The following is a 25338-nucleotide window of genomic DNA, read 5'->3' as shown; positions in this document are numbered from 1 at the left end:
TGATCGGCGTGACGATCCTGACCGTGGTGATGCCGCGGCTGAGCCGCAACGCCGCCGCCGGCGACAACCCGGCCGTGCTCGCCGACCTGTCGCTGGCGACCCGCCTCACCATGGTGACGCTGATCCCGGTGGTGGCCTTCATGACGGTGGCCGGACCGGCGATCGGCACCGCGTTGTTCGCCTACGGCAAGTTCGGCGAAGTCGACGCCAATTACCTGGGGACGGCGATCGCGCTGTCGTCGTTCACCCTGATTCCCTACGCCCTGGTGCTGCTCCAGCTGCGGGTGTTCTACGCCCGCGACGATCCGTGGACGCCGATCCTGATCATCGTCGCCATCACGGCGGTGAAGATCGCCGCCTCGCTGCTCGCCCCGCGGCTCACCGACGATCCGGACCTGGTCGCCGGCTACCTGGGCACCGCCAACGGAATCGGGTTCCTCGCCGGGGCGCTGCTCGGCCATCTGTTGTTGCGCAGGTCACTGCGCCCGCCCGACGGTCGGCTGCTGGACGCCGCGGTGACCCGCACCATGCTGGTCACCGCCGCGGCCTCGGTGGCCGCGGCGCTCGCCGCGGCCGGCGTGGATCGGGCCCTTGGCCTGCAGGAGCACCTCACTGCCCGCGGCGGCGGCGCCGGCTCGATGCTGCGGCTGGCTGTCCTGGCCGGCGTCGGATTGCCCGTCCTGACAGCGGTGATGCTGGCCGCCCGGGTGCCCGACGCGGTCGCCGGCTGGGACGCCGTGCGGCGGCGGACCGGCCGCCGCAGCCGTCCGGACCAGGCCCGCCCGACCCCGCCACACGACTCTCACCTGCCCCAGAAGCAACGTTTCGTCACGTACCCTGAAGTCACGGCGCCCGACGCCGACACCCCAGCCCACACCGGGAAAGGACCGGAGCTGAGCGATCACCCCCCGGCCACGCCTGCCGGCCCGCCCGGCGACGCGACGGCGAACATCCCCCGACCGGCAGCCGGCGATTTCCAGCCCGACGTCGCGGGCCGGTCGTCCGCGGAGACGCAATCCTTCGCCGTCGCCAGGGCCGCGCTCCCACTCGCGCCGGGAGCGACCGCGGCAAACGGGCGTTACCGGCTGCTGGTGTTCCACGGCGGGCCGGCCGGTCTGCAGTTCTGGCAGGCCCTGGACACCGCCCTGGACCGTCAGGTGGCGCTGACGTTCATCGACCCGGAACGCACCATGCCGGCCGATCAGGTCCAAGCCATCCTCACCCGCACTCAACAACTCAGTCGCGTTCGGCACCCCGGCCTGGCCCACATCCTGGACGTCACCCCGATCGACAACGGCGGCGGACTCGTTGTGTCCGAATGGATTCGGGGCGGCTCGCTGAAGGAGGTGGCGGCCACCTCGCCGTCGGCGATCGGCGGAGCGCGCGCCGTCCAGTCACTGGCGGCGGCAGCCGACGAAGCCCACCGGGCGGGGGTGGCGCTGTCGGTCGACCACCCCAGCCGGATCCGGGTGAGCATCGACGGCGACGTCGCACTGGCCTTCCCGGCCACCCTGGCCGGCGCCGGCCCGGCCGAGGACATCCGCGGGATCGGCGCGGCGCTGTATGCGCTGCTCGTCGACCGCTGGCCGCTACCGGAGACCGGCACCGGCAGCGGACTGACACCGGCCGATCGTGATCCCTCCGGCGACCCGGTGGAACCATGCGCGATCAACGGCGCCATCCCGTTCCCGATCAGCTCGGCGGCCGTCCGGGCCGTCGAGCCCGGCGGTGGTATCAGCAGCGCCCCGACGCTGCTGCACCTGCTGCAGCAGGCGACCGCGCAGGCCGAGCGCACCCCCCGACCGGAAGCCGTGGCGCCGGCGGCGATGGCTCCCGACGCGGCGGCGACGGCCGCCCACCCCGTGCCGCCGCCCGCACACGGGCCGGAGCAACCGCGCGAGAACGACCCGGCGGTCTCGGCCCGGCGCAAGCGGAGGCTGATGATCGGCGCCGGCATCGGCGCCGCGGTGCTGACGGCCGCGCTCATCCTGCTCGGAACCTTCCTGCGCGGCCTCTTCGGCGACGTCGGCGGCGACGGGCTCAAGGGCGAACAACTCGGCTTGAACACCACCACCACCACGGCGGGCACGGCGAGCAGCGGGCCGGTGGTGAAGCCCGTCGCCGCCACCGTGTTCTCGCCCGGCGGCGGAGCCGACGCGCCCAACCGCGCCGGACTGGCCATCGACGGCGACCCGGCGACGGTGTGGCCCACCGACACCTACACCGACCCGGTGCCCTTCCCCGGCTTCAAGAACGGTGTCGGGCTGATGCTCCAGCTGCCCGAGCCGACGGTGATCGGCAGCGTCACCCTCGGGGTCTCCAGCACCGGTACCCAGATCCAGATCAGGTCGGCCGACTCGGCCAGTCCCGCCACTCTGGAGGACACCACCCTGCTGACCGGTCCGACACTGGTCAAGCCCGGAACCGACACCATCCCGGTGCCGTCGGCGGCACCGACCTCGAATGTGCTGGTGTGGATCTCGACGCTGGGCCAGGTCGGGGGGCAGAGTCGGACCGACATCTCCGAGATCACCGTTCGCGCCGCCGCTTCCTGACATCCGCCGGCGCGGGTGAAGTGCCGGCCCCCGCCGCGGTGATTAATGTCCGCGCGGTGCCCAGCTTCCCGGACCGCAGCGACGGCGAACTGCTGCGCGCGCATGTCGCCGGGGACCGCTACGCCTTCGGGGAACTGTTCCACCGCCACCGCGAGCGGCTTTACCGGTTGGCGCGGTGCCGCAGTCGTACCGCCGAGGACGCCTACGACGCGGTCCAGGACGCCATGCTGTCCGCCCATCGGGCCGCCGCGTCGTTCCGCCATGATGCCCCGGTCGGAAACTGGCTCAGTCGGATAGTGGTCAACGCCTGCCGAGACCGATTGCGGCGCAACGCCGTTCGCCCGACGGTGCCGCTCACCGCCGAGGATTGCCCCCCGGCGGTGGACGGCACAGCCCGACTCGAGACCGCACTGGTGGTCCGGCAGGCGCTGCAGGCGCTCCCGGCGCGGCAGCGCGAGGCCGTCGTGGCGGTCGACATGCACGGCTACTCGGTGGCCGATGCCGCCGCGCTCCTCGAAGTCGCCGAGGGCACGGTCAAGAGCCGGTGCGCCCGCGGCCGGGCGCGGCTCGCCGCGATGCTGGGCGGTCCCGGCACCTGGGCGGCACACTGATCGGGTGGATGTCGAACGATCGGGGCGAAACACCGTCACCGGCGGGCCGGGGTCGGCCCGGCCCGCGCACGCCGCACGGCCCTGGCACCCGCCGCTACGGCTGAGCACTGCCGTCGGGGTCGCCCTCGTGCTGGCCGCGACCGTCGCCGCCGCCGCGTCCTGCCCGGGTTCTCTCGCGCCGTCGAAGGGCGCACCGGCCAGCGCCAGCCTGATCACCGTGACCCCGGCCGTCGGCCCGGACGGCCGAACCCCTTGACGTACGCCCGGGAACAGCCCCGCCTACCCTGTTGTTTGACCAGGTATCGCAGAAAGAGCGGGTATGAGCGACGTAGGTATGAACAGCACCGTGCATGACGTCATCGTGATCGGATCCGGCCCGGCCGGATACACCGCGGCCATCTACACCGCCCGCGCGCAACTGCGGCCGCTGGTCTTCGAGGGCACGTCCTTCGGCGGGGCTTTGATGACCACCACGGAGGTGGAGAACTACCCCGGGTTCCGGTCCGGGATCATGGGCCCGGACCTGATGGACGAGATGCGCGAACAGGCGCTGAGATTCGGCGCCGACCTGCGGATGGAGGATGTCGAGTCGGTGTCGCTGGACGGCCCGGCCAAGAAGGTGGTGACCGCCGACGGTGAGACCCACCTGGCGCGGGCGGTGATCCTGGCCATGGGCGCGGCGGCCCGCTACCTCGGAGTCCCCGGTGAGCAGGAGTTGTTGGGACGCGGGGTGAGCGCGTGCGCCACCTGTGACGGGTTCTTCTTCAAGGATCAGGACATCGCCGTGGTCGGCGGCGGCGATTCGGCGATGGAGGAGGCCACCTTCCTCACCCGCTTCGCCCGCAGCGTCACCCTCGTGCACCGCCGCGACGAGTTTCGCGCATCCAAGATCATGCTGGAACGCGCCCGTTCCGACGAGAAGATCACCTTCCTGACCAACACCGGCGTCGTCGCGGTCGAAGGCGACACCACCGTGACCGGACTGCGGGTGCGCAACGTCGTCAGCGGCAAGGAGTCCACCCTCGCGGTGACCGGTGTGTTCATCGCCGTCGGCCACGATCCGCGCTCGGAACTGGTCCGTGACGTCATCGACGTCGACCCGGACGGCTACGTCCTGGTGCAGGGTCACAGCACAGCCACCTCCCTGCCCGGTGTGTTCGCTGCCGGCGACCTGGTGGACCGCACCTACCGGCAGGCGATCACGGCGGCGGGAAGCGGTTGCGCCGCGGCCATCGACGCCGAACGCTGGCTCGCCCACCCCGACTCGGCCCACGATCCCGACAGCACCGCAATGATTGGAGCCCAACCGTGAGCACCGTGAACGTAACCGACGGCGACTTCGCCGAGACCGTGCTGGCCAGTGCCAAACCGGTGCTGGTGGACTTCTGGGCGGCCTGGTGCGGCCCCTGTCGGATGGTGGCCCCCGTGCTGGAGGAGATCGCCGCGGAGAAGGCCGGCGCCCTGACGGTGGCCAAAGTCGACGTCGACGCCAATCCGGACACCGCCCGCGAATTCCAGGTGGTCTCCATTCCCACCCTGATCCTGTTCAAGGACGGCGAACCGGTGAAGCGCATCGTCGGGGCCAAGGGCAAGGCGGCGTTGCTGCGAGACATCGACAGCGCGCTGTAGCTATCCCTTCCCGGGCCGGCGCGGAGACGGATTCGTTATCCGCCGTTCCGGTCAACGGTTTGGCGCAAAGCCCGGACCGTCTGCGACAATGCCAGTCATGTCCAGTCCCGGCAGCGGCCCCGACCTTCTGCGCCGCGGGGACCGTGGCGGCGCTGTCGTCGAGATTCGCGCGGCGCTGGCCGGACTGGGGCTGCTGGGGAATCCCGACGACGATCTGACCACCGGCAAGCAGGTCGCGGCGGACGTCTTCGACGCCGAACTCGACCATGCGGTGCGCGCCTTCCAGCAGCGTCGCGGCCTCCTGGTGGACGGCGTGGTCGGCCCGGCCACCTACCGAGCGCTGCGGGAGGCCTCCTACCGGTTGGGCGCCAGGACCCTGGCGCACCAGTTCGGCGCACCGATGTACGGCGACGACGTCGCGACGCTGCAGGCGCGGTTGCAGGATCTCGGTTTCTACACCGGCTTGGTCGACGGGCATTTCGGGTTGCAGACCCACAACTCGCTGATGTCCTACCAACGGGAGTGCGGGCTGGCGCCGGACGGTATCTGCGGCCCGGAAACGTTGCGCTCCTTGTATTTTCTGGGTTCTCGGGTCACCGGCGGCTCACTGCACGCGATTCGCGAGGAGGAGCACGTCCGGCGGTCGGGCCCCCGGCTGTCGGGTAAACGGATCATCATCGACCCGGGCCGCGGGGGCGCGGACCACGGGTTGATCGTCAACGGATCGCAGGGCCCGATCAGCGAGGCCGACATTCTGTGGGATCTGGCCAGCCGGCTCGAAGGCCGGATGACGGCCATCGGGATGGAGACCTTCCTGTCCCGGCCGGCCAACCGCAGCCCGGCCGACACCGAACGGGCCGCCACCGCCAACACCGTCGGCGCCGACTTGATGATCAGCCTTCGGTTCGAGCGTCAGCCCGGTCCGGGCGCCAATGGCGTCGCGTCGTTCTACTTCGGCAGCGCGCACGGATCGGTGTCCACGATCGGGCGCGGCCTCGCGGACTTCATTCAGCGGGAAGTGGTGGCGCGCGCGGGCCTACGCGACTGCCGGACCCACGGCCGAACCTGGGATCTGCTTCGGCTGACCAGGATGCCGACGGTGCAGGTCGACGTCGGCTACATCACCAGCCCGCACGACTCGGCGATGCTGGCCACCCGGGAGTGCCGCGACGCGATCGCCGAGGGCATCCTCGCCGCGGTGAAGCGGCTGTACCTGCTCGGGAAGAACGATCGCCCCACCGGGACGCTGACCTTCGCCGAACTGCTGGCGCACGAGCAGTCCGAGCACGACCGGCCCGCTGTCTGAGCGCTACCCGGCGCTGACCACCGGTTGCCCGGCGTCGAGCAGTCGCTCCAGGGCGGCCTCCACCTCCGCCTTCCATCCAAGCCCCTTGTCGAGTTCCAGCCGCAGCCTGGGAAAGTACCGGTGCGGCGCCACGACCGTGAACCCGGCGTCCTTGATGAAGTCGGCGTCGATCATGCACGAGTCGAAGGAGCAGTCCCCCAGCGCCTGGATCGCCGGCGCAAGGTCGGGGTCGACGACGGCGTCGTGCAACTCCGCCGACTCCGGCGTCCGTCCGAAAGCCTCCAGCGCGCGAACCCCGCGCCGGACCAGTTCGCCGACCACCTGACCGATCAGCAGCGTCTTGAGGCTCTCCGGCTGGTCGGGTTCGACGCCCATCGAGGTGAGCAGGACGGCGTCGGCGCTCACCGGACCGGTAGGAAAACGGTGCGCGCGGGGAACCGCCCGCGGCGGGGCGTAGAGCACGTAACCCACACAGGGTTCGTCGGAATCCTCAGCGGCGCCGACCGCCGCGGTCGCGACCTGCCCGCACGATCCCCACTCCAGCATGACCATGGACAGCCACGCCTCTTTCTCGAACTCCGGGTCGGGCAGGTAGTCACCACCATCGAGGGTTTCCGGATCGACCTCCCAGAAGACGCAGCGGCGCGCGTGCTTGGGCAGCTGCTCGAAACCCTCGAGCCGCAGAGGTCTGATGCGAACCGACACGCAATTCTCCCGGTCTTCCCCCGCCGCCGCGCCGTGCGACGCGGACGGCAGTTTCAGGATATGAGAGCCGGGCGCTCCCGGCCACTATTGGCCACCATCCAGAACCCCGCCTGGTGGGCCATCGCGGAAAACCGTTGTGGCCCTTGGCTTTTGCAGACACGCTGTCGCGCCGCGCGGGGTGCGGACGCAGATTCTGTCACAGTGACGTAATCCGCCGGTGTGGCGGGGCGCCGCTATGGGGCCTTCGTGGTGTCCATCAGACCCACGATTCGCTGCAAGTCGTCCACCGAGCCGAATTCGACGACGATCTTGCCCTTGCGCTTGCCGAGGCTGACCGTCACCCGGGTGTCGTAGGTGCTCGAGAGCCGCTCGGCGACGTCCTGCAACCCCGGCATCTGGATGGGCTTGCGGCGCTTGGGGCCGGCGGGCTTGTCCCCCGCCCGGTTGGCCAGAGTGACGGCCTCCTCGGTCGCCCTCACCGACAAGCCCTCCGCAACGATCCGCGCGGCAAGCTCCTCCTGGGCCTCCGGCCCGCCCTCCAGCGCCAGCAGCGCACGGGCATGTCCGGCCGACAGCACCCCGGCGGCGACCCGGCGCTGCACCGGAATCGGCAGTCTGAGCAGACGGATCATGTTGCTGATCACCGGCCTCGACCGGCCGATCCGGCTCGCGAGTTCCTCGTGCGTGACGTCGAATTCGTCGAGCAGCTGCTGATAGGCGGCCGCCTCTTCCAACGGGTTGAGCTGCGCCCGATGGATATTCTCCAGCAGGGCATCGCGCAACAGGTCGTCGTCGGTGGTCTGGCGAACGATCGCCGGCACGGCGGTGAGGCCGGCGCGCTGGGCCGCTCGCCAACGCCGCTCGCCCATCACCAACTGATAGCGACGCCCCGCGCCGCCGCCGACGCTGCCGGCCACCTCACGCACAACGATGGGCTGCATCAGTCCGAACTCGCGGATCGAGTGGACCAACTCGGCCAGTGCCTCTTCGTCGAACACCTGCCTCGGCTGACGCGGATTGGGCTCGATGTCGCCGGGGGCGATCTCGCGGTACACCGCGCCGACATCCCCGGCGACGACGTGGGCCGGCCCGGAGTCCAGCGCTGCCGGACCGCCACCGATCACCACATCGGCCGCGGCGTCCCCCAACCTGTGGCCACCGTCAGGGGGGCCGGTCGGGATGAGCGCGGCCAGGCCGCGGCCGAGGCCGCCCTTCCGCTTCGATTGCTGCGCCATGGATCCTCTGTTCCTAATTCGGCCGGAGTGCGAGTTCGCGACTGGCGTCAAGGTAACTCATCGCCCCCCGCGAGCCTGGATCGTAGTCGATGATCGTCGTGCCGTAGCCGGGCGCCTCGGACACCTTGACGCTGCGCGGGATCACGGTCTGCAGCACCTTGTCGCCGAAGAAGCGGCGCACCTCGGTGGCCACCTGTTCGGCCAGTTTGGTCCGCCCGTCGTACATCGTCAGCACCACGGTCGTGACGTTCAACCGGGGATTCAGGTGGGCTTTCACCATGTCGATGTTCCTCATCAATTGCGAAACACCCTCCAGCGCGTAGTACTCGCACTGGATCGGGATGAGGACCTCCGGTGCGGCCACGAGGGCGTTGATGGTCAGCAGCCCCAGTGACGGTGGGCAATCGATGAACACATAGTCGAAGTCCAGTTCGTCGAGCCCGGCGAGGGCATTCCGGAGCCGGTTCTCCCGCGCGACCATACTCACCAGTTCGATCTCGGCGCCGGCCAGGTCGATGGTCGCGGGCAGGCAGAACAGCTTGTCGCTGTGCGGGCTCTGGCGGATAGCGGCCCGCAACGGGATCTCCCCCAGTAGGACCTCGTAGGACGACGGCGTGCCCGAGTGCCGGTCGGAGATGCCCAGGGCGGTGCTGGCGTTACCCTGCGGATCCAGGTCGATCACCAATGTCTTGAGGCCGTGGACCGCCATGGCGGCCGCCATGTTCACCGCGGTCGTCGTCTTGCCGACGCCGCCCTTCTGGTTGGCGACGGTGAAGACGCGCCGGCTTCGTGGTCTGGGGAGCTGGCCCGCGGCGGTGTGGAGCACCCGCATGGCGCGCTCGGCCGCGGCCCCGATCGGGGTGTCGGGGTCGCCGATCGGCGACCATGTTTCACGTGAAACAGCGCCCGGGCCGTCCCCGGGCGGGGGCTGATTCATCGTCCATTCCTTTCCGATGCGGGAGGGCGCCCGCGGCCTGCCGCCGGTGGCCGCCCTCCGCGCACCGCCGAAACGACCGTGGCGGCCGGATTGAGGTAGCTCGTCCCACATCTCAGCACCTCGACCTCCGCGGCGCCTAACCGGCTCATCGCCGACCGGTGTTCGGCGAGTTCCTCCTCGGCCCGTTCGCCTTTGAGTGCCAGCATCCGGCCCCCGGGCCGGAGCAGTGGCAGGCACCACCGCGTGAGCTTGCCCAGGTCGGCGACCGCCCGGGACACCACGGCGTCGGCGCCACCGATGCTGCGGATGGCCGGCTCCCCTGCCCTGCCCCGCACCACGGCGACGGCCAACCCGAGTTCGCCGACGACCTCGTCCAGGAATTCGGTCCGCCGGAGCATGGGCTCGAGGAGCGTCATCGACAGATCCGGCCGGGCGATGGCCAGCGGCAACCCGGGCAGGCCCGCGCCGCTTCCGACGTCGATCACGCGGGCCCCCGGCTCGATCAGTTCGGCGACCGCCGCGCTGTTGATTATGTGGCGGTCCCAGATCCGGTCGACTTCCCGAGGGCCGATCAGCCCGCGTTCCACGCCGGGTCCGACCAACAACTCGGCATATCTGCGGGCGGCATCCAATCGGTCGCCGAAGACCTCGGCCGCGCTGTCCGGCGCGTCGGGAGCGGGGTGTTTCACGTGAAACATCCCTTCGCCAGGCACCAGAACTACAGGAATGTAATTAGTCCTTGAGGACCACGACGCGGCGTGCGGGCTCCACGCCCTCGCTCTCGCTGTGCACGCCGTCGACACCGGCGACGGCGTCGTGCACGATCTTGCGCTCGAAGGGGGTCATCGGGGCCAGCTCCTCGCGGTCCCCGCTCTCCAGAACGCGGCGGGCGACCTTCTCCCCCAACGCCGCGAGCTCGTCCCGGCGCCGGCGGCGCCAGTTGGCGATGTCCAGCATCAGGCGGCTGCGCTCGCCGGTTTTCTGAAGAACCGCCAGCCGGGTCAGCTCCTGCAGTGCGTCGAGCACCTCCCCGCGGCGGCCCACCAGTTTGGCCAGATCGCCGCCGCCGTCGATGCTGACAACCGCGCGGTCGCCCTCCACGTCGAGGTCGATGTCGCCGTCGAAGTCCAGCAGGTCGAGCAACTCCTCCAGGTAATCCCCGGCGATCTCGCCCTCGGCGACCAGCCGCTCCTCCAGGTCCTTACCCTTGCCCGGTGGTGCCGGCGCTTCGACCGGCACGTCCGCTTCGAGGGTCGCCGGGTCGTGCTGGACGGGCTCTGTCTCGGTCATCGTCTCTTCCTTTGCGCCTAACAACACTGTCCCCGTCTCCGGCGTCAGCGTTTCCGTTTCTTCTTGGGGCGCCCCGCAGGGCGCGCGCCCGGCCGCGGAGCGCGGGCGAGCCGCGCATCCCCGCCGGGCCCTTCGGCAGGCCGGGCGCCGGCATCCGGGGCGTCGGCCGGCTCGTCGCCGTCGAAGGCGGCGTCGGCCTGGGTGGCCATCGGCACCTCGGCCCCCTTGCGGTTCTTGATCGGCTTGGCGCCCGGAGCCGGGGCGTTGGCCGCCCGCCGCGCCAGCGCCTCCTCCTTCTCGGCCGCCTCTTCGCGTTCGATCTTCCCGAAGACGATGTGCTGCTGGCCGAAGGTCCAGATGTTGTTGGAGACCCAGTAGATGATGATCGCGATCGGCAGGAACGGGCCGCCGACGACCACCCCGAGCGGGAAGACATACAGCGCAAGCTTGTTCATCATCGCGGTCTGCGGATTGGCCGCGGCCTCGGGGCTCTGCCGGGCGATCGAGGCCCGGCTGTTGAAGTAGGTCGCGATACCGGCCAGAAGCATCAGCGGAATCGACACCGCGGCCACCGCCGGGCGGCTGAACACCGTGAAGGCCTCCAGCCCGTGCTGCTGGGTGATGGAGGCGCCGATCGGGGCGCCGAACAGGTGGGCGTCCAGGAAGTTGGCCACGTCGTTGGCGCTGAAGAAGTAGTTCGGCAGCCGGCGGTTCTCCTCCACCGAGAGCCCGAGTCGGCCGAAGCCGCTCTGGGTCCGGTTGAAGGACATCAGCACGTGGTAGAGGCCGATGAACACCGGCACCTGCGCGAGCATGGGCAGGCAGCCCAGGATCGGGTTGAAGTCGTGCTCTTTCTGCAGCTTCTGGATCTCCAGCGCCATCCGCTGGCGGTCCTTGCCGTACTTCTTCTGCAGCGCCTTGATCTGTGGCTGCAACTCCTGCATCTTGCGGGTCGTCCGGATCTGCTTCACGAACGGCCGGTAGAGCACAACACGCAGCGTGAAGACCAGGAACATCACCGACAGCGCCCAGGCGAAGAAGTTGCTCGGGCCCAGCAGCGCGCCGAAAAGCTTGTACCAGAGCCACATGATCCCCGACACCGGGTAGTACACGTAGTCGAGGCTGAACCAGTTAAACATGAGCGCTCCTGACGTGATGCCGTTCGGGAATCGGGTCCCATCCGCCGCGGTGCCACGGACCGCACTTGCCCAACCGGACCACACTGAGCCAACCGCCGCGCACCAGACCGTATTCGGCGAGGGCCTCCACCGCGTACTGACTGCAGGTCGGCATGAACCGGCACGAGGGCAGTCGCATCGGCGACACCATGTGCCGGTACCACTGGATGACCCGGATCACCGCGTGTGTGACGCGGCCGGCCCGCGCACTCACCGGTACCGTTCCATCAGTCGGTGCGCTCGGTGGACCGCGGCGTGCAGTTCCCGATCAAGCTCCGAGGACCCGGCGTCACGGCTGCCCGGCAGAGCCCGGATCACCAACCGGTCGGCGGGATCCAGTTCGGGGACGACCGCGCGCGCCACATGCCGCAGCTTGCGGGCGACGCGGTGCCGATCCACCGCGCCACCAACGGATTTCGCGACGATCAAACCGATCTGCGGGCCCGCGCCGGAAGGCGCCCGATAGGCGTACACGACGAGGTCGGGCTGCGGTGCCCGCACGCCGTGCTTGACGGTGTGGCTGAACTCCGCAGACCGCGTCATCCGGTTACGAGCCGGGAGCACTGGAGAAGGGGGCCGGGAGGTCAGGCAGTCAGCGAGCGACGGCCCTTGCGGCGCCGGCCGGTCACGATGGCGCGGCCGGCCCGGGTCCGCATGCGCAGCCGGAAGCCGTGGACCCTTGCCCGTCGCCGGTTGTTCGGCTGGAAGGTGCGCTTACCCTTGGCCACGGCTTTATCTCCTCGTCAGACATCTGGCGGATGCGCCGGATCACCTGCTGATCCTTTGACCCAGTCGCCTGTTGCTCTCTCGAACCGGCGCGGTCCCGGAACCCGGTCGCTGCCGTGTCGCCCGTGGTTGGGCGACTCCACGAGGGTACTGAGGACACCTGCGCAGGTCAAACCGCAATCCTCCGGCGCCCGGCTTGCGACCATGTCATCGGATAACTGTTGGCACCGGCGAAGAAACCTGTTAGCTTCTGCCAGAGCACAGAGGCCGTCGACCAATTCCCGGTTTCTGCGTCAGGAACCAACTAATGCCCATACGCTGTGGAAACCGACGAGATTTCCGATCACCTGTACACAACTGTGGATAACGTTGTGGACAGGGTCTGGGATCTCCTCTTAGCAGCCGGAACCGGGGGGAAGTCCGTCGTTGACAGATGATCCCGGGTCCGATTTCGCCTCGGTGTGGAACTCCGTCGTCGCCGAGCTCAACGGGGACAGCGGCTGGTCGGATCCCGATACCCCGCTCGGCCCCGGGCTCACCCCACAGCAGCGCGCCTGGCTGAAGCTCGTCCAGCCGCTCACCATCGCAGAGGGCTTCGCACTTCTCTCGGTGCCGAGCCCCTTCGTTCAGAACGAGATCGAACGGCATCTGCGCACTCCGATCGTCGAGGCCCTCAGCCGTCGCCTTGGGCAGCGGGTGGAACTGGGCGTCCGGATCGAACCCTCCCACGGTCCCGACGACTCCCCCGACCACGACATCCCGCTGAACGAGTTCGACCTGGACAACCTCGACGACGACCGGGCGCCGGCAGCGGCCGACCAGCGGCGGTGGCCCGACTACTTCGGCGAGAGATCCCGCAGCGATCCGGAGGAGCCGCCCTCGGCAGCGAGCCTGAACCGGCGCTACACCTTCGACACCTTCATCATCGGCGCATCCAACCGCTTCGCCCACGCGGCGGCCCTGGCGATCGCCGAAGCACCGGCCCGCGCCTATAACCCGCTGTTCATCTGGGGTGAATCCGGGTTGGGTAAGACCCACCTGTTGCACGCGGCCGGCAACTACGCGCAGCGGCTGTTCCCCGGCATGCGCGTCAAGTACGTCTCCACCGAGGAGTTCACCAACGACTTCATCAACTCCCTGCGGGATGACCGCAAGGTGGCGTTCAAACGCAGCTACCGCGACATCGACATCCTCCTGGTCGATGACATCCAGTTCATCGAGGGCAAGGAAGGTATCCAGGAGGAGTTCTTCCACACCTTCAACACCCTGCACAACGCGAACAAACAGATCGTCATCTCCTCCGACCGGCCGCCCAAGCAATTGGCGACACTCGAGGACCGGCTACGGACCCGTTTCGAATGGGGCCTGATCACCGATGTCCAGCCACCCGAGTTGGAGACCCGCATCGCCATCTTGCGCAAGAAGGCACAGATGGAACGCCTGGCGGTCCCCGACGACGTCCTGGAACTCATCGCCAGCAGCATCGAGCGCAACATCCGCGAACTGGAAGGGGCGCTGATTCGCGTCACCGCCTTCGCGTCGTTGAACAGGACAGCGATCGACACCGCGCTGGCCGAGATCGTGCTGCGGGACCTCATCGCCGACGCCGGCACCGCCCAGATCAACGCCGCGATGATCATGGCCGCCACCGCGGACTACTTCGACACCACCGTCGAGGAACTCCGCGGGCCGGGCAAGACCCGGGCACTGGCCCAGTCCCGTCAGATCGCCATGTATCTCTGCCGGGAGCTCACCGACCTTTCGCTGCCGAAGATCGGCCAGGCCTTCGGGCGAGACCACACCACCGTGATGTACGCCCAGCGCAAGATCCTCGGCGAAATGGCGCAGCGCCGTGAGGTCTTCGATCACGTCAAGGAACTCACCACCCGCATCCGGCAGCGTTCGAAGCGCTGATTCACGCCGTCGCGGGCCGGCAGACGGCCGAAAACTTCGAAAAACTTTGGCAACTCTAATTAGCAGCGGTAACAGCCGCGCATTGTGAACACCTTGTGCGGCATGCTGGGGACTACCCCGGCCGGCTACACGGCCGCCGTGCACAGACCGTCGCCGTTCCACAGCCTCCCTGCCGCGCCGGCCAGGTCATCCACACTTCATCCCCACCCTTTGATACCGGCCGAGCAGGCCATACTCCCGGCCATCCACAAGTTGCACAGCCCCTAATACTGTTACTGCAGAGATATTCAAAGGGTTTCTCTCAGAAGAACGCAGTTGGGGAGCAGCGCGGGTGGGACCCGATCGGCACGTGTCGGCACCCGGTTGTCACCACCACCGATTAGCTTTCCAGATGACCCCGGACGCTCTAGGTTGTGATCTGACCGGCGCTCTGTGGTCGGGGTGATGTGAAGGGACACGATGAACGTGGCGACCACGACGGTTGGCTCCGACTTGAAGTTCCGCCTGGTGCGGGAAGACTTCGCCGATGCCGTGGCCTGGGTGGCCCGGAGTCTGCCCTCCCGGCCGTCGAACCCGGTGCTGGCCGGTGTGCTGATCACGGGCTCCGATGAGGGCCTGACGATTGCGGGATTCGACTTCGAGGTTTCCGCGGAAGTGACCGTTCCGGCCGAAATCGCTTCCAGCGGAACGGTTCTGGTGTCGGGCCGGCTGCTGTCGGATATCACCCGCGCGCTGCCCGCCAAGCCCGTCGATGTCAGCGTCGACGGCACCCGAATGCTGCTGACCTGCGGCAGCGCGAAATTCTCGCTCCCGGCGATGCCGGTCGAGGACTACCCGTCCCTGCCGTCCCTGCCGGCCGAGACCGGTGTGCTGCCGGCGGATCTGTTCACCGAGGCGGTCGGTCAGGTGGCAGTCGCCGCCGGCCGGGACGACACATTGCCGATGCTGACCGGTATCCGGGTGGAGATCTCGGGAGACAAGGTCGTGCTGGCCGCAACCGACCGGTTCCGGCTCGCCGTCCGGGAGCTCACCTGGGGTACGGCTTCGCCGGGGGTGGACGCGGCCGTCCTGGTGCCGGCCAAGACGCTGGCCGAGACCGCGAAGTCGGTCAGCCCGGGCAGCGACGTGCACCTGGCCCTGGGCTCCGGCGCCGCGGTCGGCGAGGAGCGCCTGCTGGGAATCCGCAGTGGCGGCCGGCGCAGCACGACGCGATTGCTGGACACCGAGTTCCCGAAGTACCGCCAGTTGCTTCCCGGCGAGCACACCGCCGTGGCCACCGTCGGCGTCACCGATCTCATCGAGGCCATCAAACGCGTGGCCCTGGTCGCCGACCGCGGCGCTCAGGTCAGGATGGAGTTCGCGCCGGGAACGCTGCGGCTGTCAGCCGGTGCCGACGGTGTCGGCCTGGCCGAGGAGGACCTCGAGGTCGACTTCGCTGGAGATCCGCTGACCATCGCGTTCAATCCAGGTTACCTGACCGATGGGCTGGCCTCGCTGCACTCCGACCGGGTGACGTTCGGGTTCACCACGGCAAGCAGGCCGGCCGTGATGCGGCCCGCCGGCGCCGAGAGTCCGACCGGCCCCGGCCCGTTCCCGGCGCTGGACTCCGACTACGTCTATCTACTCATGCCGGTACGGCTCCCCGGTTAAACCTCTCGAAGGAGAAGCAGCATGCAAATGGGTCTGATCGGTCTGGGCAAGATGGGCTTCAACATGCGCGAACGGTTGCGCGAAGCCGGCCACGAGGTCATCGGCTACGACCCGCGACCGGAGGTTTCCGACGTTCCGACCCTGGCCGCGCTGGCCGAGGCACTCGACGCACCCCGGGTCGTGTGGGTGATGGTCCCGTCCGGTCCCATCACCCACGAGACCGTCGCCTCACTGGCCGAGGTCCTCTCCCCCGGCGACCTCGTGGTCGACGGCGGCAACTCCCGCTACACCGAGGACGGTCCGCACGCCGAATTGCTCGCGACCCGGGGGATCGGCTTCGTCGACGCCGGTGTCTCCGGCGGGATATGGGGTCTGACCGAGGGTTACGGCTTGATGGTCGGCGGCAGCGAGGGGGACATCGCGCGGCTGATGCCGATTTTCGACGCGCTGCGGCCCGCCGGTCCGGCCGCCGACGGTTTCGTTCACGCCGGCCCGGTCGGCGCCGGCCACTACGCCAAGATGGTGCACAACGGCATCGAGTACGGCCTGATGCACGCCTATGCCGAAGGCTACGAACTGCTCAACGCCGAACCGCTGATCACGGACACCCAAGCCGTCATCCAGGCGTGGACCAACGGGACTGTGGTCCGATCCTGGCTGCAGCAACTCCTGGCCAAGGCACTGCTCGAAGATCCCGACCTGGCGGACATCTCGGACTACACCGAGGACTCTGGCGAAGGTCGCTGGACCGTCGAGGAGGCGATCAACCACCGTGTCCCGACACCGGTGATCGCGGCGTCGCTGTTCGCCCGATTCGCCTCCCGGCAGGAACAGTCACCGACGATGAAAGCGGTGTCGGCGCTGCGCAACCAGTTCGGCGGGCACGCGGTCAAACGGATTCCGCTGTCCGGCTGAATCGAATGTACGTCCGTCACCTGGCACTCCGCGACTTCCGCTCCTGGGCCCACGTGGACCTGGAGTTGGCGCCGGGCCGGACGGTCTTCGTCGGCTCCAACGGATTCGGGAAGACCAATCTCGTTGAGGCCCTTTGGTTTTGCGCGACCCTCGGGTCGCATCGGGTGGCGACCGACGCGCCGCTGATCCGGGCGGGGGCCGAACGCGCGGTGGTCTCGACGATCGTGGTCAACGAAGGCCGTGAACTGGCGGTCGACATCGAGATCGCCGCCGGCCGGGCCAACAAGGCGCGGCTGAACAAGTCCCCGGTGCGCAGCACCCGCGAGGTCCTCGGTGCTGTTCGCGCGGTGCTGTTCGCTCCCGAAGACCTTGCCCTGGTCCGCGGTGATCCCGCTGAGCGGCGGCGCTACCTCGACGAGTTGGCCACCGTGCGCCGGCCCACCATCGCCGGCGTCCGCGCGGACTACGACAAGGTGCTGCGCCAGCGCACGGCATTGCTGAAGTCGGCGGCCAACTCCAGGCTGCGTTCCGATCCCGGGGTTCTGGACACCCTGGACGTCTGGGACGGCCACCTCGCCGCGCACGGCGCGAAGCTCATGGCGGCCCGGATCGACCTGGTGAACCAACTCGGCCCGCAGGTCGAGAAGGCGTACCAGATCCTGGCGCCGGCATCCCGGCCGGCGGCGATCGCCTACCGGCCCGGCATCGACGCCGATCCGGCCGACGGCGGGGTCCACGCGCTGGAGGCGGCATTGTTGGAGGCCCTGGCGCGGCGCCGGGGCGCCGAGTTGGAACGCGGAATGTGCCTGGTCGGCCCGCACCGCGACGACCTGGAACTGCGGTTGGGCCAACAACCCGCCAAGGGCTTCGCCAGTCACGGGGAGTCCTGGTCGCTGGCACTGTCCCTGCGGCTCGCCGCCTACGAACTGCTGCGCGACGAGGGCAGCGAACCGGTCCTCCTACTCGATGACGTGTTCGCCGAACTGGACAACGCGCGCCGCCGGGCGCTGGCCGCGGTGGCAGCCGGCGCCGAGCAGGTGCTGGTGACCGCGGCGGTCGGCGAGGACATTCCCGGGGACTGGGACGCAGCACGGATCGGCGTGACCCTGCGCGACGAGGACGACGGGCGCGCCTCCGCGCTGGTGCTCCCGTGACCGATCCCGACGACGCCCCGGACGCTGCCGCCGACGCCGGTGCCCCCGCCCCGCCGGAACACCTGGCCGGCCTGGCCGGCATGGACCTGGTCAGGCGGGCCCTCGAAGAGGCCCGCGCCGCCGCGCGGGGGCAGGGCAAAGAAGTGGGCCAGGGCCGCCGGATCCCCAAGGCGGCGCGTCCGGCGGCCGCGCGGGGCCGGCGCCGGTGGTCCGGCCCGGGGCCCGACGCCCGCGATCCGCAACCCCTCGGTCGGGCCGCCCGCGACCTGGCCAAGAACCGCGGCTGGAGCCCGAAGGTCGCCGAGGGCGCGGTGTTCGCGGAGTGGCCGGCGGTCGTCGGCGAGCAGATCGCCGGACACGCCCGGCCGACCGCATTGCGCGACGGGGTGCTCAGCGTCACCGCCGAATCCACCGCCTGGGCCACCCAGTTGAGGATGGTCCAGGCCCAGTTGCTGGCGAAGATCGCCGCGGCGGTCGGCGACGGCGTGGTCACGGCGCTGAAGATCACCGGACCGGCGGCGCCGTCATGGCGTAAGGGACCCCGCCACATCTCCGGCCGCGGCCCCCGGGACACCTACGGCTGACCCGATCGGGGCCCCTCCCTATCACAGGCCTCAGCGGCACCAAAACCTCTCCGGCGGGCGTGTCAGCCGTCCGCAGGCATGTCAATCCGGAATTGGGCGCGCACGGCGCAATTAGCTGTGTAGAAACGCTGCCGGAGAATCGGTCCTGTCCCACCTTCCCGGTAGACTGTGCACAGATGTTCGCGCGGCCCTCCGGCCGCCCGCCTTGAAGATCCCGAGGAGACCGGTTCGATCGTGGCTGCCCAGAAGAAGAAACCAGACGACGCCTACGGTGCGGACTCCATCAAGATCCTCGAGGGCCTTGAGGCCGTCCGCAAACGGCCCGGCATGTACATCGGCTCCACCGGCCGACGCGGGTTGCACCACCTGATCTGGGAGGTGGTGGACAACGCCGTCGACGAGGCGATGGCCGGGTTCGCCGACCAGGTCGACGTCCGACTCCTCGACGACGGTGGCGTCGAGGTCCGCGACAACGGCCGCGGCATCCCGGTGGCCATGCACGAGTCCGGCGTCCCGACCGTCGACGTGGTGATGACCGTGCTGCACGCCGGCGGCAAGTTCGAGGAGGGCGCCTACCAGGTCTCCGGAGGTCTGCACGGCGTCGGCGTCTCGGTGGTCAACGCGCTGTCCACCCGCCTCGAGGCCGATATCTGCCGCGACGGCTACGAGTGGTTCCAGACCTACGACAACTCCATCCCGGGCAGCATCAAACAGGGTGAGAAGACCAGGAGGACCGGCACCACGATCCGGTTCTGGGCGAGCCCGAACATCTTCGAGACCACCGACTACGACTTCGACACCGTCGAGCAGCGACTGCGGGAGATGGCCTTCCTCAACAAGGGGCTGACCATCAACCTCACCGACGAGCGGGTGACACCGGAGGAAGTCGTCGACGAGGTGGTCAGTGACACCGCCGAGGCGCCGAAGTCCGCCGACGAGATCGCGGCCGAGAAATCCGCCCCCGCCAAGAAGGTCATGCACCGCACCTTCCACTACCCCGGCGGGCTGGTCGATTTCGTCAAGCACATCAACCGCACCAAACAGTCGATCCACACCAGCGTGGTGGACTTCGGCGGAAAAGGCGAGGGCCACGAGGTCGAGGTGGCCATGCAGTGGAACGCCGGCTACCAGGAATCGGTCTTCACCTTCGCCAACACCATCAACACCCACGAGGGCGGAACCCACGAGGAGGGTTTCCGGGCGGCGCTGACCAGCGTGGTCAACAAGTACGCCAAGGACAAGAAACTCCTCAAGGACAAGGACCCCAACCTCACCGGCGACGACATCCGCGAAGGCCTCGCGGCGGTGATCTCGGTCAAGGTCGCCCAGCCCCAGTTCGAGGGCCAGACCAAGACCAAGCTGGGCAACACCGAGGTCAAGTCCTTCGTGCAGAAGGTGTGCAACGAGCAGTTGACGCACTGGTTCGAATCCAACCCGGCCGACGCCAAGATCATCCTGAACAAGGCGGTGTCCTCCGCGCAGGCCCGGCTGGCCGCCCGCAAGGCCCGCGAACTGGTGCGCCGCAAGAGCGCCACCGACATCGGCGGCCTGCCCGGCAAGCTGGCCGACTGCCGTTCCACCGACCCCAAGGCCTCGGAACTGTATGTGGTGGAAGGTGATTCGGCCGGCGGCTCGGCCAAGAGCGGCCGCGACTCGATGTTCCAGGCGATCCTTCCGCTGCGCGGCAAGATCATCAACGTCGAGAAGGCGCGGATCGACCGGGTGCTGAAGAACACCGAGGTCCAGGCCATCATCACCGCGCTGGGCACCGGCATCCACGACGAGTTCGACATCGCCAAACTGCGCTACCACAAGATCGTGCTGATGGCCGACGCCGACATCGACGGCCAGCACATCTCCACCCTGCTGCTGACCCTGCTGTTCCGGTTCATGAAGCCGCTGATCGAGCACGGCCACGTGTTCCTGGCCCAACCGCCGCTGTACAAGCTCAAGTGGCAGCGCATCGAACCGGAGTTCGCCTACTCCGACCGCGAGCGCGACGCCCTGCTCGAGCACGGCCTGGCCAACGGCAAGAAGATCAACAAGGACGACGGCATCCAGCGCTACAAGGGTCTGGGCGAGATGGACGCCAAGGAACTGTGGGAGACCACCATGGATCCGGCGGTGCGGGTGCTGCGCCAGATCACCCTCGACGACGCCGCCGCGGCCGACGAACTGTTCTCCATCCTGATGGGCGACGACGTCGAAGCGCGGCGCAGTTTCATCACCCGCAACGCCAAAGACGTTCGCTTCCTTGACGTTTAACGCATAACCGAAGGACGTAATGACTGACACCACGCTGCCGCCCGACGGGACTGCCGGCGACCGGATCGAACCGGTCGACATCCAGCAGGAGATGCAGAACAGCTACATCGACTACGCGATGAGCGTGATCGTCGGGCGCGCGCTGCCCGAGGTGCGCGACGGCCTCAAGCCGGTACACCGACGCGTGCTCTACGCGATGTACGACTCCGGTTTCCGCCCGGACCGCAGCCATGCCAAGTCGGCGCGGTCGGTGGCCGAGACGATGGGCAACTACCACCCGCACGGCGACTCCTCGATCTACGACACCCTGGTCCGGATGGCCCAGCCGTGGTCGCTGCGCTACCCCCTCGTCGACGGGCAGGGCAACTTCGGTTCGCCGGGCAACGACCCGCCGGCCGCCATGCGGTATTGCGTCACCGGCGATGCGTTGGTGCGCCTTCCCCTGGGCCAGAGTGTTCGCATCGCCGATGTAGCGCCCACCAAGCCCAATAGCGACACGGTCATAGACCTCAAAGTGCTCGATCGGCATGGGAACCCGGTTACCGCCGACCGGTTGTTCCATTCCGGCGAACACCAGACCTTCGAGGTAACCACGACCGAGGGTTTCTCGGTCACCGGTACCGCAAACCACCCGCTTCTGTGCTTGGTCGATTTCGGCGGCGTTCCGACGTTGCTGTGGAAGCTGATCGAGGAGGTCCGACCCGGCGACCGAGTCGTTCTCCAGCGCTCGCAACCGACCGAACTCGGTTGCGCAGCCCGGGAGGAGACCCTGACCGGCCCCCTCGCTGAGCTGACCGGTAGCCGTTCGGCCGCGAAGTTCGTCCCCGACGGGGTTTGGAACGCGCCCGCGGCCGTCAAGCGCGCATTCCTGCAGGCGCTGTTCGAGGGCGATGGTTCCTGTTCTGCGCTGCCGCGCAACACCATCGAGGTCTCCTACTCGACGAAGAGTTCCCGCCTGGCGTCCGACGTCCAGCAGATGCTTCTCGAATTCGGTGTAGTCGCCCGCAAGTACCGGCACGCCACCGGTGAATACAAGGTCGTCATCACCAACCGGGCGCAGGCCGAGCTGTTCAGCGCCCAGGTCGGGTTCGGTGGCGCAAAGCAGCGGAAGCTCGAGGGGCTGTTGGCTGCGTTGCCCGCGCGGGCCGCGGGGTCGGACGGCGATCGTGTGCCGGGCCTCGCCGAGTTCGTCCGCCAGCACTGCGGCAGCAGTTGGGCCGACAAGGAGTGGCTGCGCAAGCACAACATCGGCAGCGTCCAGCGCTGGCGACGTGACGGGTCAGAGGTCCTGAATAGGATTGCCGACCCCGATGTCCGGGCAATCGCTTCAGACCTCACCGACGGGCGCTTCTACTTCGCCGAGGTTGCGTCGGTGACTGATGCCGGTGTCCAGCCCGTCTACAGTCTCCGGGTCGATACCGACGACCACTCGTTCATCACCAACGGGTTCGTCAGCCACAATACCGAGGCCCGCCTCACCCCGCTGGCGATGGACATGCTGCGCGAAATCGACGAGGAGACAGTCGATTTCATCCCGAACTACGACGGCCGGGTGCAGGAGCCGACGGTTCTGCCGAGCCGGTTCCCCAACCTGCTGGCCAACGGGTCCGGCGGCATCGCGGTGGGCATGGCCACCAACATCCCGCCGCACAACCTGCGCGAACTCGCCGAGGCCGTCTACTGGTGCCTGGAGAACTACGACGCCGACGAGGAGTCGACGCTCGCCGCGTGCATGGAGCGGGTCAAGGGACCCGACTTCCCCACCGCCGGGCTGATCGTCGGCACCACCGGCATCGCCGACGCCTACACCACCGGCCGCGGTTCGGTCCGGATGCGCGGCGTGGTGGAGATCGAGGAGGACTCCCGCGGGCGAACCTCGATCGTCATCACCGAGCTGCCCTATCAGGTCAACCACGACAACTTCATCACCTCGATCGCCGACCAGGTCCGGGAGGGCAAGCTGGCCGGCATCTCCAACATCGAGGACCAGTCCAGCGACCGGGTGGGCCTGCGCATCGTCGTGGAGATCAAGCGCGACGCGGTCGCCAAGGTGGTGCTGAACAACCTCTACAAGCACACCCAGTTGCAGACCAGCTTCGGCGCCAACATGCTCTCCATCGTCGACGGTGTGCCGCGCACGCTGCGGCTGGACCAGATGATCCGGTTCTACGTCGAGCACCAACTCGACGTGATCGTGCGGCGAACCACCTACCGGCTGCGCAAGGCCAACGAGCGGGCCCACATCCTGCGCGGCCTGGTCAAGGCACTCGACGCCCTCGACGAGGTGATCGCGCTGATCCGGCGGTCGGAGACCGTCGACATCGCCCGGGCGGGCCTGATCGAACTGCTCGACGTCGACGAGATCCAGGCCCAGGCAATCCTCGACATGCAGTTGCGCCGGCTGGCCGCCCTGGAACGCCAGCGCATCATCGACGACCTGGCCAAGATCGAGGCCGAGATCGCCGACCTCGAGGACATCCTGGCCAAGCCGGAGCGCCAGCGCATCATCGTGCGCGACGAACTGGCCGAGATCGCCGAGAAGCACGGCGACGATCGCCGCACCCGCATCATCGCGGCCGAGGGCGAGGTCTCCGACGAGGACCTGATCGCCCGCGAGGACGTCGTCGTCACGATCACCGAGACCGGCTACGCCAAGCGCACCAAGACCGACCTGTACCGCAGTCAGAAGCGCGGCGGAAAGGGCGTGCAGGGCGCCGGGCTCAAGCAGGACGACATCGTGCGGCACTTCTTCGTCTGCTCCACCCACGACTGGATCCTGTTCTTCACCACCCAGGGCCGGGTGTACCGGGCGAAGGCCTACGAGTTGCCGGAGGCGCTGCGCACCGCACGCGGCCAGCACGTGGCCAACCTGCTGGCGTTCCAGCCCGAGGAGCGCATCGCCCAGGTCATCCAGATCAAGACCTACGAGGACGCGCCCTACCTGGTGCTGGCCACCCGCAACGGCCTGGTGAAGAAGTCCAAGCTGACCGACTTCGACTCCAACCGCTCCGGCGGGATCGTGGCGGTGAACCTGCGCGAGGGCGACGAACTGGTCGGTGCGGTGCTGTGCTCGGCCTCCGACGACCTGCTACTGGTCAGCGCCAAGGGCCAGTCCATCCGGTTCTCGGCCACCGACGAGGCGCTGCGCCCGATGGGCCGGGCCACCTCCGGCGTGCAGGGCATGCGGTTCAACGCCGACGACCGGCTGTTGAGCCTCAACGTGGTTCGGGAGGGCACATATCTGCTGGTCGCGACGGCCGGCGGGTTTGCCAAGCGCACCGCGATCGAGGAGTACACCGCCCAGGGCCGCGGCGGTAAAGGCATCCTGACCATCCAGTACGACGCCCGCCGTGGCAGTCTGGTGGGCGCCCTGGTGGTCGACGACGACAGCGAGTTGTATGCGATCACCTCCGGTGGCGGAGTGATCCGCACCGCGGCGCGACAGGTGCGCAAGGCCGGACGCCAGACCAAGGGCGTTCGCTTGATGAACCTGGGCGAGGGCGACACACTGATAGCCATTGCCCGCAACGCCGACGAACCGGACGACGCCGAGGGCGGGCCCGAGGCTTAGGCCCGGCGGCCCCCGGCGGCCAACGCGGCCAACCGCGGGGCATGAGGAGTAGGAGTAGCGGTGGGTTCACCGAACGAGCCGGGCCAGCCCGGCCTGGGCGAGCGCCCGGTCATCGGCGACGTGTCGACCGACGTGCCGCCGTGGCCCAACGGGCCACGGCCGCGGACCGACGGACCGGCGGCACGGCTCGCTGCCCCGCCGGCCGGCGACATCCCGGCCAGCCGCTACATCAGCGGGACCGCCGCACCGGACCTGTCCGGGCTGAACCAGCGCACCGACGCCGGTGTGGTCGAGGCCATCCCGAGCGAACTGCCGGACCTGTCCGGTCCGGTGCCGAGGCCGGCGCAACCGCTGGGCCGGCAGACCGCCGGCCCGGCGTCCCCGGCGTCCCGGGGGGAGGGCGCCGGCCGCCCGCGCGGCCCGGTGCGGGCCAGCATGCAGATCCGCCGCATCGATCCGTGGAGTGCGCTCAAGGTCTCGCTGCTGCTGAACGTGGCGCTGTTCTTCGTCTGGATGATCGCGGTGGCGTTCCTCTACCTGGCGCTGGGCGCCATGGGGGTGTGGAGCAAGCTCAACAGCAACGTCGGTGACCTGCTCACCAACGGCGGCGGCGGTGGCGACCTGGTCTCGGCGGGTTCGATCTTCGGTGGCGCCGCGCTGATCGGGCTGGTGAACATCGTGCTGCTGACCGCGATGGCCACAGCCGGCGCCTACATCTACAACCTCTGCACCGACATCGTCGGCGGCGTCGAGGTCACCCTGGCCGATCTGGACTGAGCGTCCCGCGGTTTGGGCAGGCCGCGGGCGGTGCGGTAGTGTCGACGCTCGTCCGTGCGGGCCTATAGCTCAGGTGGTTAGAGCGCTTCGCTGATAACGAAGAGGTCGGAGGTTCGAGTCCTCCTAGGCCCACGATGTCCAGGTTGACCCGGGGAGTGCCCACGAAGCCGGCCGTTCTCGCAGCGGTGGCGGGCGCGGTGTGGCTGATGTTCTCGAGGCGTCGCGGCGAGGTGTGGCACACCCTGGATCAGGGCAGGGGAACGGGGCCTTAGCTCAGTTGGTAGAGCGCTGCCTTTGCAAGGCAGATGTCAGGAGTTCGAATCTCCTAGGCTCCAC

At 68.7% G+C, this 25338-nt stretch carries 23 protein-coding genes and 2 tRNA genes; 16 read left to right on the top strand and 9 right to left on the bottom strand.

The genetic code is table 11. The features are described from left to right. The 6 genes from ADBZ5U_RS03945 to ADBZ5U_RS03920 form a co-directional block, all read left to right on the top strand. Nucleotides 1-2555, top strand: a 2555-nt coding sequence (locus ADBZ5U_RS03945) for a protein kinase family protein (RefSeq protein ID WP_526262583.1), incomplete at its 5' end; no start/stop codon positions are given. A gap of 56 nt (nt 2556-2611) precedes the next feature. After that, entirely contained in the window at nt 2612-3166 is a 555-nt protein-coding gene (gene sigM, locus ADBZ5U_RS03940; protein ID WP_526262581.1) for an RNA polymerase sigma factor SigM, read from the top strand. Between the two features lie 4 nt (nt 3167-3170). Then, nucleotides 3171-3422 carry a hypothetical protein gene (locus tag ADBZ5U_RS03935; protein WP_526262579.1) on the top strand — a complete coding sequence of 84 codons (252 nt, stop codon included), beginning with the start codon at nt 3171-3173 and terminating at the stop codon, nt 3420-3422. A gap of 63 nt (nt 3423-3485) precedes the next feature. Further along, nucleotides 3486-4478: a thioredoxin-disulfide reductase gene (gene trxB, locus ADBZ5U_RS03930; RefSeq protein ID WP_526262577.1), complete on the top strand. Its 993-nt coding sequence runs from the start codon at nt 3486-3488 to the stop codon at nt 4476-4478. Beyond that, a complete protein-coding gene (gene trxA / locus ADBZ5U_RS03925) occupies nt 4475-4795 on the top strand; it encodes a thioredoxin (protein WP_526262575.1) in 321 nt (106 codons plus the stop codon). Before trxB ends, trxA begins: the two co-directional genes overlap by 4 nt. A 97-nt stretch (nt 4796-4892) precedes the next feature. Further along, entirely contained in the window at nt 4893-6101 is a 1209-nt protein-coding gene (locus ADBZ5U_RS03920) for an N-acetylmuramoyl-L-alanine amidase (RefSeq protein WP_526262573.1), read from the top strand. Between the two features lie 3 nt (nt 6102-6104). Here ADBZ5U_RS03920 and ADBZ5U_RS03915 read toward each other — a convergent pair whose 3' ends face one another. The 9 genes from ADBZ5U_RS03915 to rpmH form a co-directional block, all read right to left on the bottom strand. After that, nucleotides 6105-6806, bottom strand: a complete 702-nt coding sequence (locus ADBZ5U_RS03915; protein ID WP_526262571.1) for an acetyltransferase — start codon at nt 6804-6806, stop codon at nt 6105-6107. Nucleotides 6807-7039: 233 nt separating this feature from the next. Further along, entirely contained in the window at nt 7040-8041 is a 1002-nt protein-coding gene (locus ADBZ5U_RS03910) for a ParB/RepB/Spo0J family partition protein (RefSeq protein ID WP_526262569.1), read from the bottom strand. 13 nt (nt 8042-8054) lie between these two features. Continuing rightward, a complete protein-coding gene (locus tag ADBZ5U_RS03905; protein ID WP_526262567.1) occupies nt 8055-8978 on the bottom strand; it encodes a ParA family protein in 924 nt (307 codons plus the stop codon). Next, entirely contained in the window at nt 8975-9676 is a 702-nt protein-coding gene (rsmG, locus tag ADBZ5U_RS03900; protein WP_526262587.1) for a 16S rRNA (guanine(527)-N(7))-methyltransferase RsmG, read from the bottom strand. The genes ADBZ5U_RS03905 and rsmG overlap by 4 nt, the downstream gene beginning before the upstream one ends. Before the next feature lie 34 nt (nt 9677-9710). Further along, entirely contained in the window at nt 9711-10268 is a 558-nt protein-coding gene (locus ADBZ5U_RS03895) for a Jag family protein (RefSeq protein WP_526262565.1), read from the bottom strand. A 44-nt stretch (nt 10269-10312) separates the two neighbouring features. Next, nucleotides 10313-11407, bottom strand: coding sequence for a membrane protein insertase YidC (gene yidC / locus ADBZ5U_RS03890; RefSeq protein WP_526262563.1), 1095 nt, complete (start codon nt 11405-11407; stop codon nt 10313-10315). After that, entirely contained in the window at nt 11400-11660 is a 261-nt protein-coding gene (gene yidD / locus ADBZ5U_RS03885; RefSeq protein ID WP_526262561.1) for a membrane protein insertion efficiency factor YidD, read from the bottom strand. The genes yidC and yidD overlap by 8 nt, the downstream gene beginning before the upstream one ends. Beyond that, on the bottom strand, nt 11657-12010 hold the full coding sequence (gene rnpA / locus ADBZ5U_RS03880; RefSeq protein ID WP_526262559.1) for a ribonuclease P protein component: 354 nt from the start codon (nt 12008-12010) through the stop codon (nt 11657-11659). Before rnpA ends, yidD begins: the two co-directional genes overlap by 4 nt. Nucleotides 12011-12030: 20 nt before the next feature. Beyond that, the gene (rpmH, locus tag ADBZ5U_RS03875; RefSeq protein ID WP_005142265.1) at nt 12031-12174 is read right to left on the bottom strand and encodes a 50S ribosomal protein L34; all 144 of its coding nucleotides are present in this window, start codon (nt 12172-12174) and stop codon (nt 12031-12033) included. 424 nt (nt 12175-12598) lie between these two features. Here rpmH and dnaA point away from each other — a divergent pair, with 424 nt between their 5' ends. The 10 genes from dnaA to ADBZ5U_RS03825 all read left to right on the top strand — a co-directional run bounded on the left by dnaA (nt 12599) and on the right by ADBZ5U_RS03825 (nt 25337). Continuing rightward, complete coding sequence (dnaA, locus tag ADBZ5U_RS03870; RefSeq protein WP_526262557.1) at nt 12599-14086, top strand: chromosomal replication initiator protein DnaA; 1488 nt, start codon at nt 12599-12601, stop codon at nt 14084-14086. Between the two features lie 465 nt (nt 14087-14551). Further along, entirely contained in the window at nt 14552-15736 is a 1185-nt protein-coding gene (dnaN, locus tag ADBZ5U_RS03865; protein WP_526262585.1) for a DNA polymerase III subunit beta, read from the top strand. Nucleotides 15737-15757: 21 nt separating this feature from the next. Then, a complete protein-coding gene (gene gnd / locus ADBZ5U_RS03860; RefSeq protein ID WP_526262555.1) occupies nt 15758-16651 on the top strand; it encodes a phosphogluconate dehydrogenase (NAD(+)-dependent, decarboxylating) in 894 nt (297 codons plus the stop codon). 5 nt (nt 16652-16656) lie between these two features. Then, nucleotides 16657-17805: a DNA replication/repair protein RecF gene (recF, locus tag ADBZ5U_RS03855; protein WP_526262553.1), complete on the top strand. Its 1149-nt coding sequence runs from the start codon at nt 16657-16659 to the stop codon at nt 17803-17805. Continuing rightward, a complete protein-coding gene (locus ADBZ5U_RS03850) occupies nt 17802-18389 on the top strand; it encodes a DUF721 family protein (protein WP_526262551.1) in 588 nt (195 codons plus the stop codon). The genes recF and ADBZ5U_RS03850 overlap by 4 nt, the downstream gene beginning before the upstream one ends. A 234-nt stretch (nt 18390-18623) precedes the next feature. Further along, a complete protein-coding gene (gyrB, locus tag ADBZ5U_RS03845; RefSeq protein WP_526262549.1) occupies nt 18624-20654 on the top strand; it encodes a DNA topoisomerase (ATP-hydrolyzing) subunit B in 2031 nt (676 codons plus the stop codon). 19 nt (nt 20655-20673) lie between these two features. Then, the gene (gene gyrA, locus ADBZ5U_RS03840) at nt 20674-24225 is read left to right on the top strand and encodes an intein-containing DNA gyrase subunit A (protein WP_526262547.1); all 3552 of its coding nucleotides are present in this window, start codon (nt 20674-20676) and stop codon (nt 24223-24225) included. A 60-nt stretch (nt 24226-24285) separates the two neighbouring features. Next, on the top strand, nt 24286-25002 hold the full coding sequence (locus ADBZ5U_RS03835; RefSeq protein ID WP_526262545.1) for a DUF3566 domain-containing protein: 717 nt from the start codon (nt 24286-24288) through the stop codon (nt 25000-25002). A gap of 58 nt (nt 25003-25060) precedes the next feature. Further along, a tRNA-Ile gene (locus ADBZ5U_RS03830) sits at nt 25061-25134 on the top strand. 130 nt (nt 25135-25264) lie between these two features. Then, a tRNA-Ala gene (locus ADBZ5U_RS03825) sits at nt 25265-25337 on the top strand. The last annotated feature ends 1 nt before the right edge of the window (nt 25338 follow it).

This window comes from Mycobacterium sp., from assembly GCF_040398885.1.
Classification (GTDB): domain Bacteria; phylum Actinomycetota; class Actinomycetes; order Mycobacteriales; family Mycobacteriaceae; genus Mycobacterium.
Note: the sequence above shows the minus strand (reverse complement) of the source record. Positions and strands in the feature narration are given on the sequence as shown.

Bases quoted from the DNA above. Each gene is read 5' to 3' on its own strand.
- trxB (WP_526262577.1), top strand. From the start codon at position 3,486: ATGAGCGACGTAGGTATGAACAGCACCGTGCATGACGTCATCGTGATC.
- ADBZ5U_RS03920 (WP_526262573.1), top strand. From the start codon at position 4,893: ATGTCCAGTCCCGGCAGCGGCCCCGACCTTCTGCGCCGCGGGGACCGT.
- ADBZ5U_RS03910 (WP_526262569.1), bottom strand. From the start codon at position 8,041: ATGGCGCAGCAATCGAAGCGGAAGGGCGGCCTCGGCCGCGGCCTGGCC.
- ADBZ5U_RS03905 (WP_526262567.1), bottom strand. From the start codon at position 8,978: ATGAATCAGCCCCCGCCCGGGGACGGCCCGGGCGCTGTTTCACGTGAA.
- rsmG (WP_526262587.1), bottom strand. From the start codon at position 9,676: ATGTTTCACGTGAAACACCCCGCTCCCGACGCGCCGGACAGCGCGGCC.
- ADBZ5U_RS03895 (WP_526262565.1), bottom strand. From the start codon at position 10,268: ATGACCGAGACAGAGCCCGTCCAGCACGACCCGGCGACCCTCGAAGCG.
- yidC (WP_526262563.1), bottom strand. From the start codon at position 11,407: ATGTTTAACTGGTTCAGCCTCGACTACGTGTACTACCCGGTGTCGGGG.
- gnd (WP_526262555.1), top strand. From the start codon at position 15,758: ATGCAAATGGGTCTGATCGGTCTGGGCAAGATGGGCTTCAACATGCGC.
- recF (WP_526262553.1), top strand. From the start codon at position 16,657: ATGTACGTCCGTCACCTGGCACTCCGCGACTTCCGCTCCTGGGCCCAC.
- gyrA (WP_526262547.1), top strand. From the start codon at position 20,674: ATGACTGACACCACGCTGCCGCCCGACGGGACTGCCGGCGACCGGATC.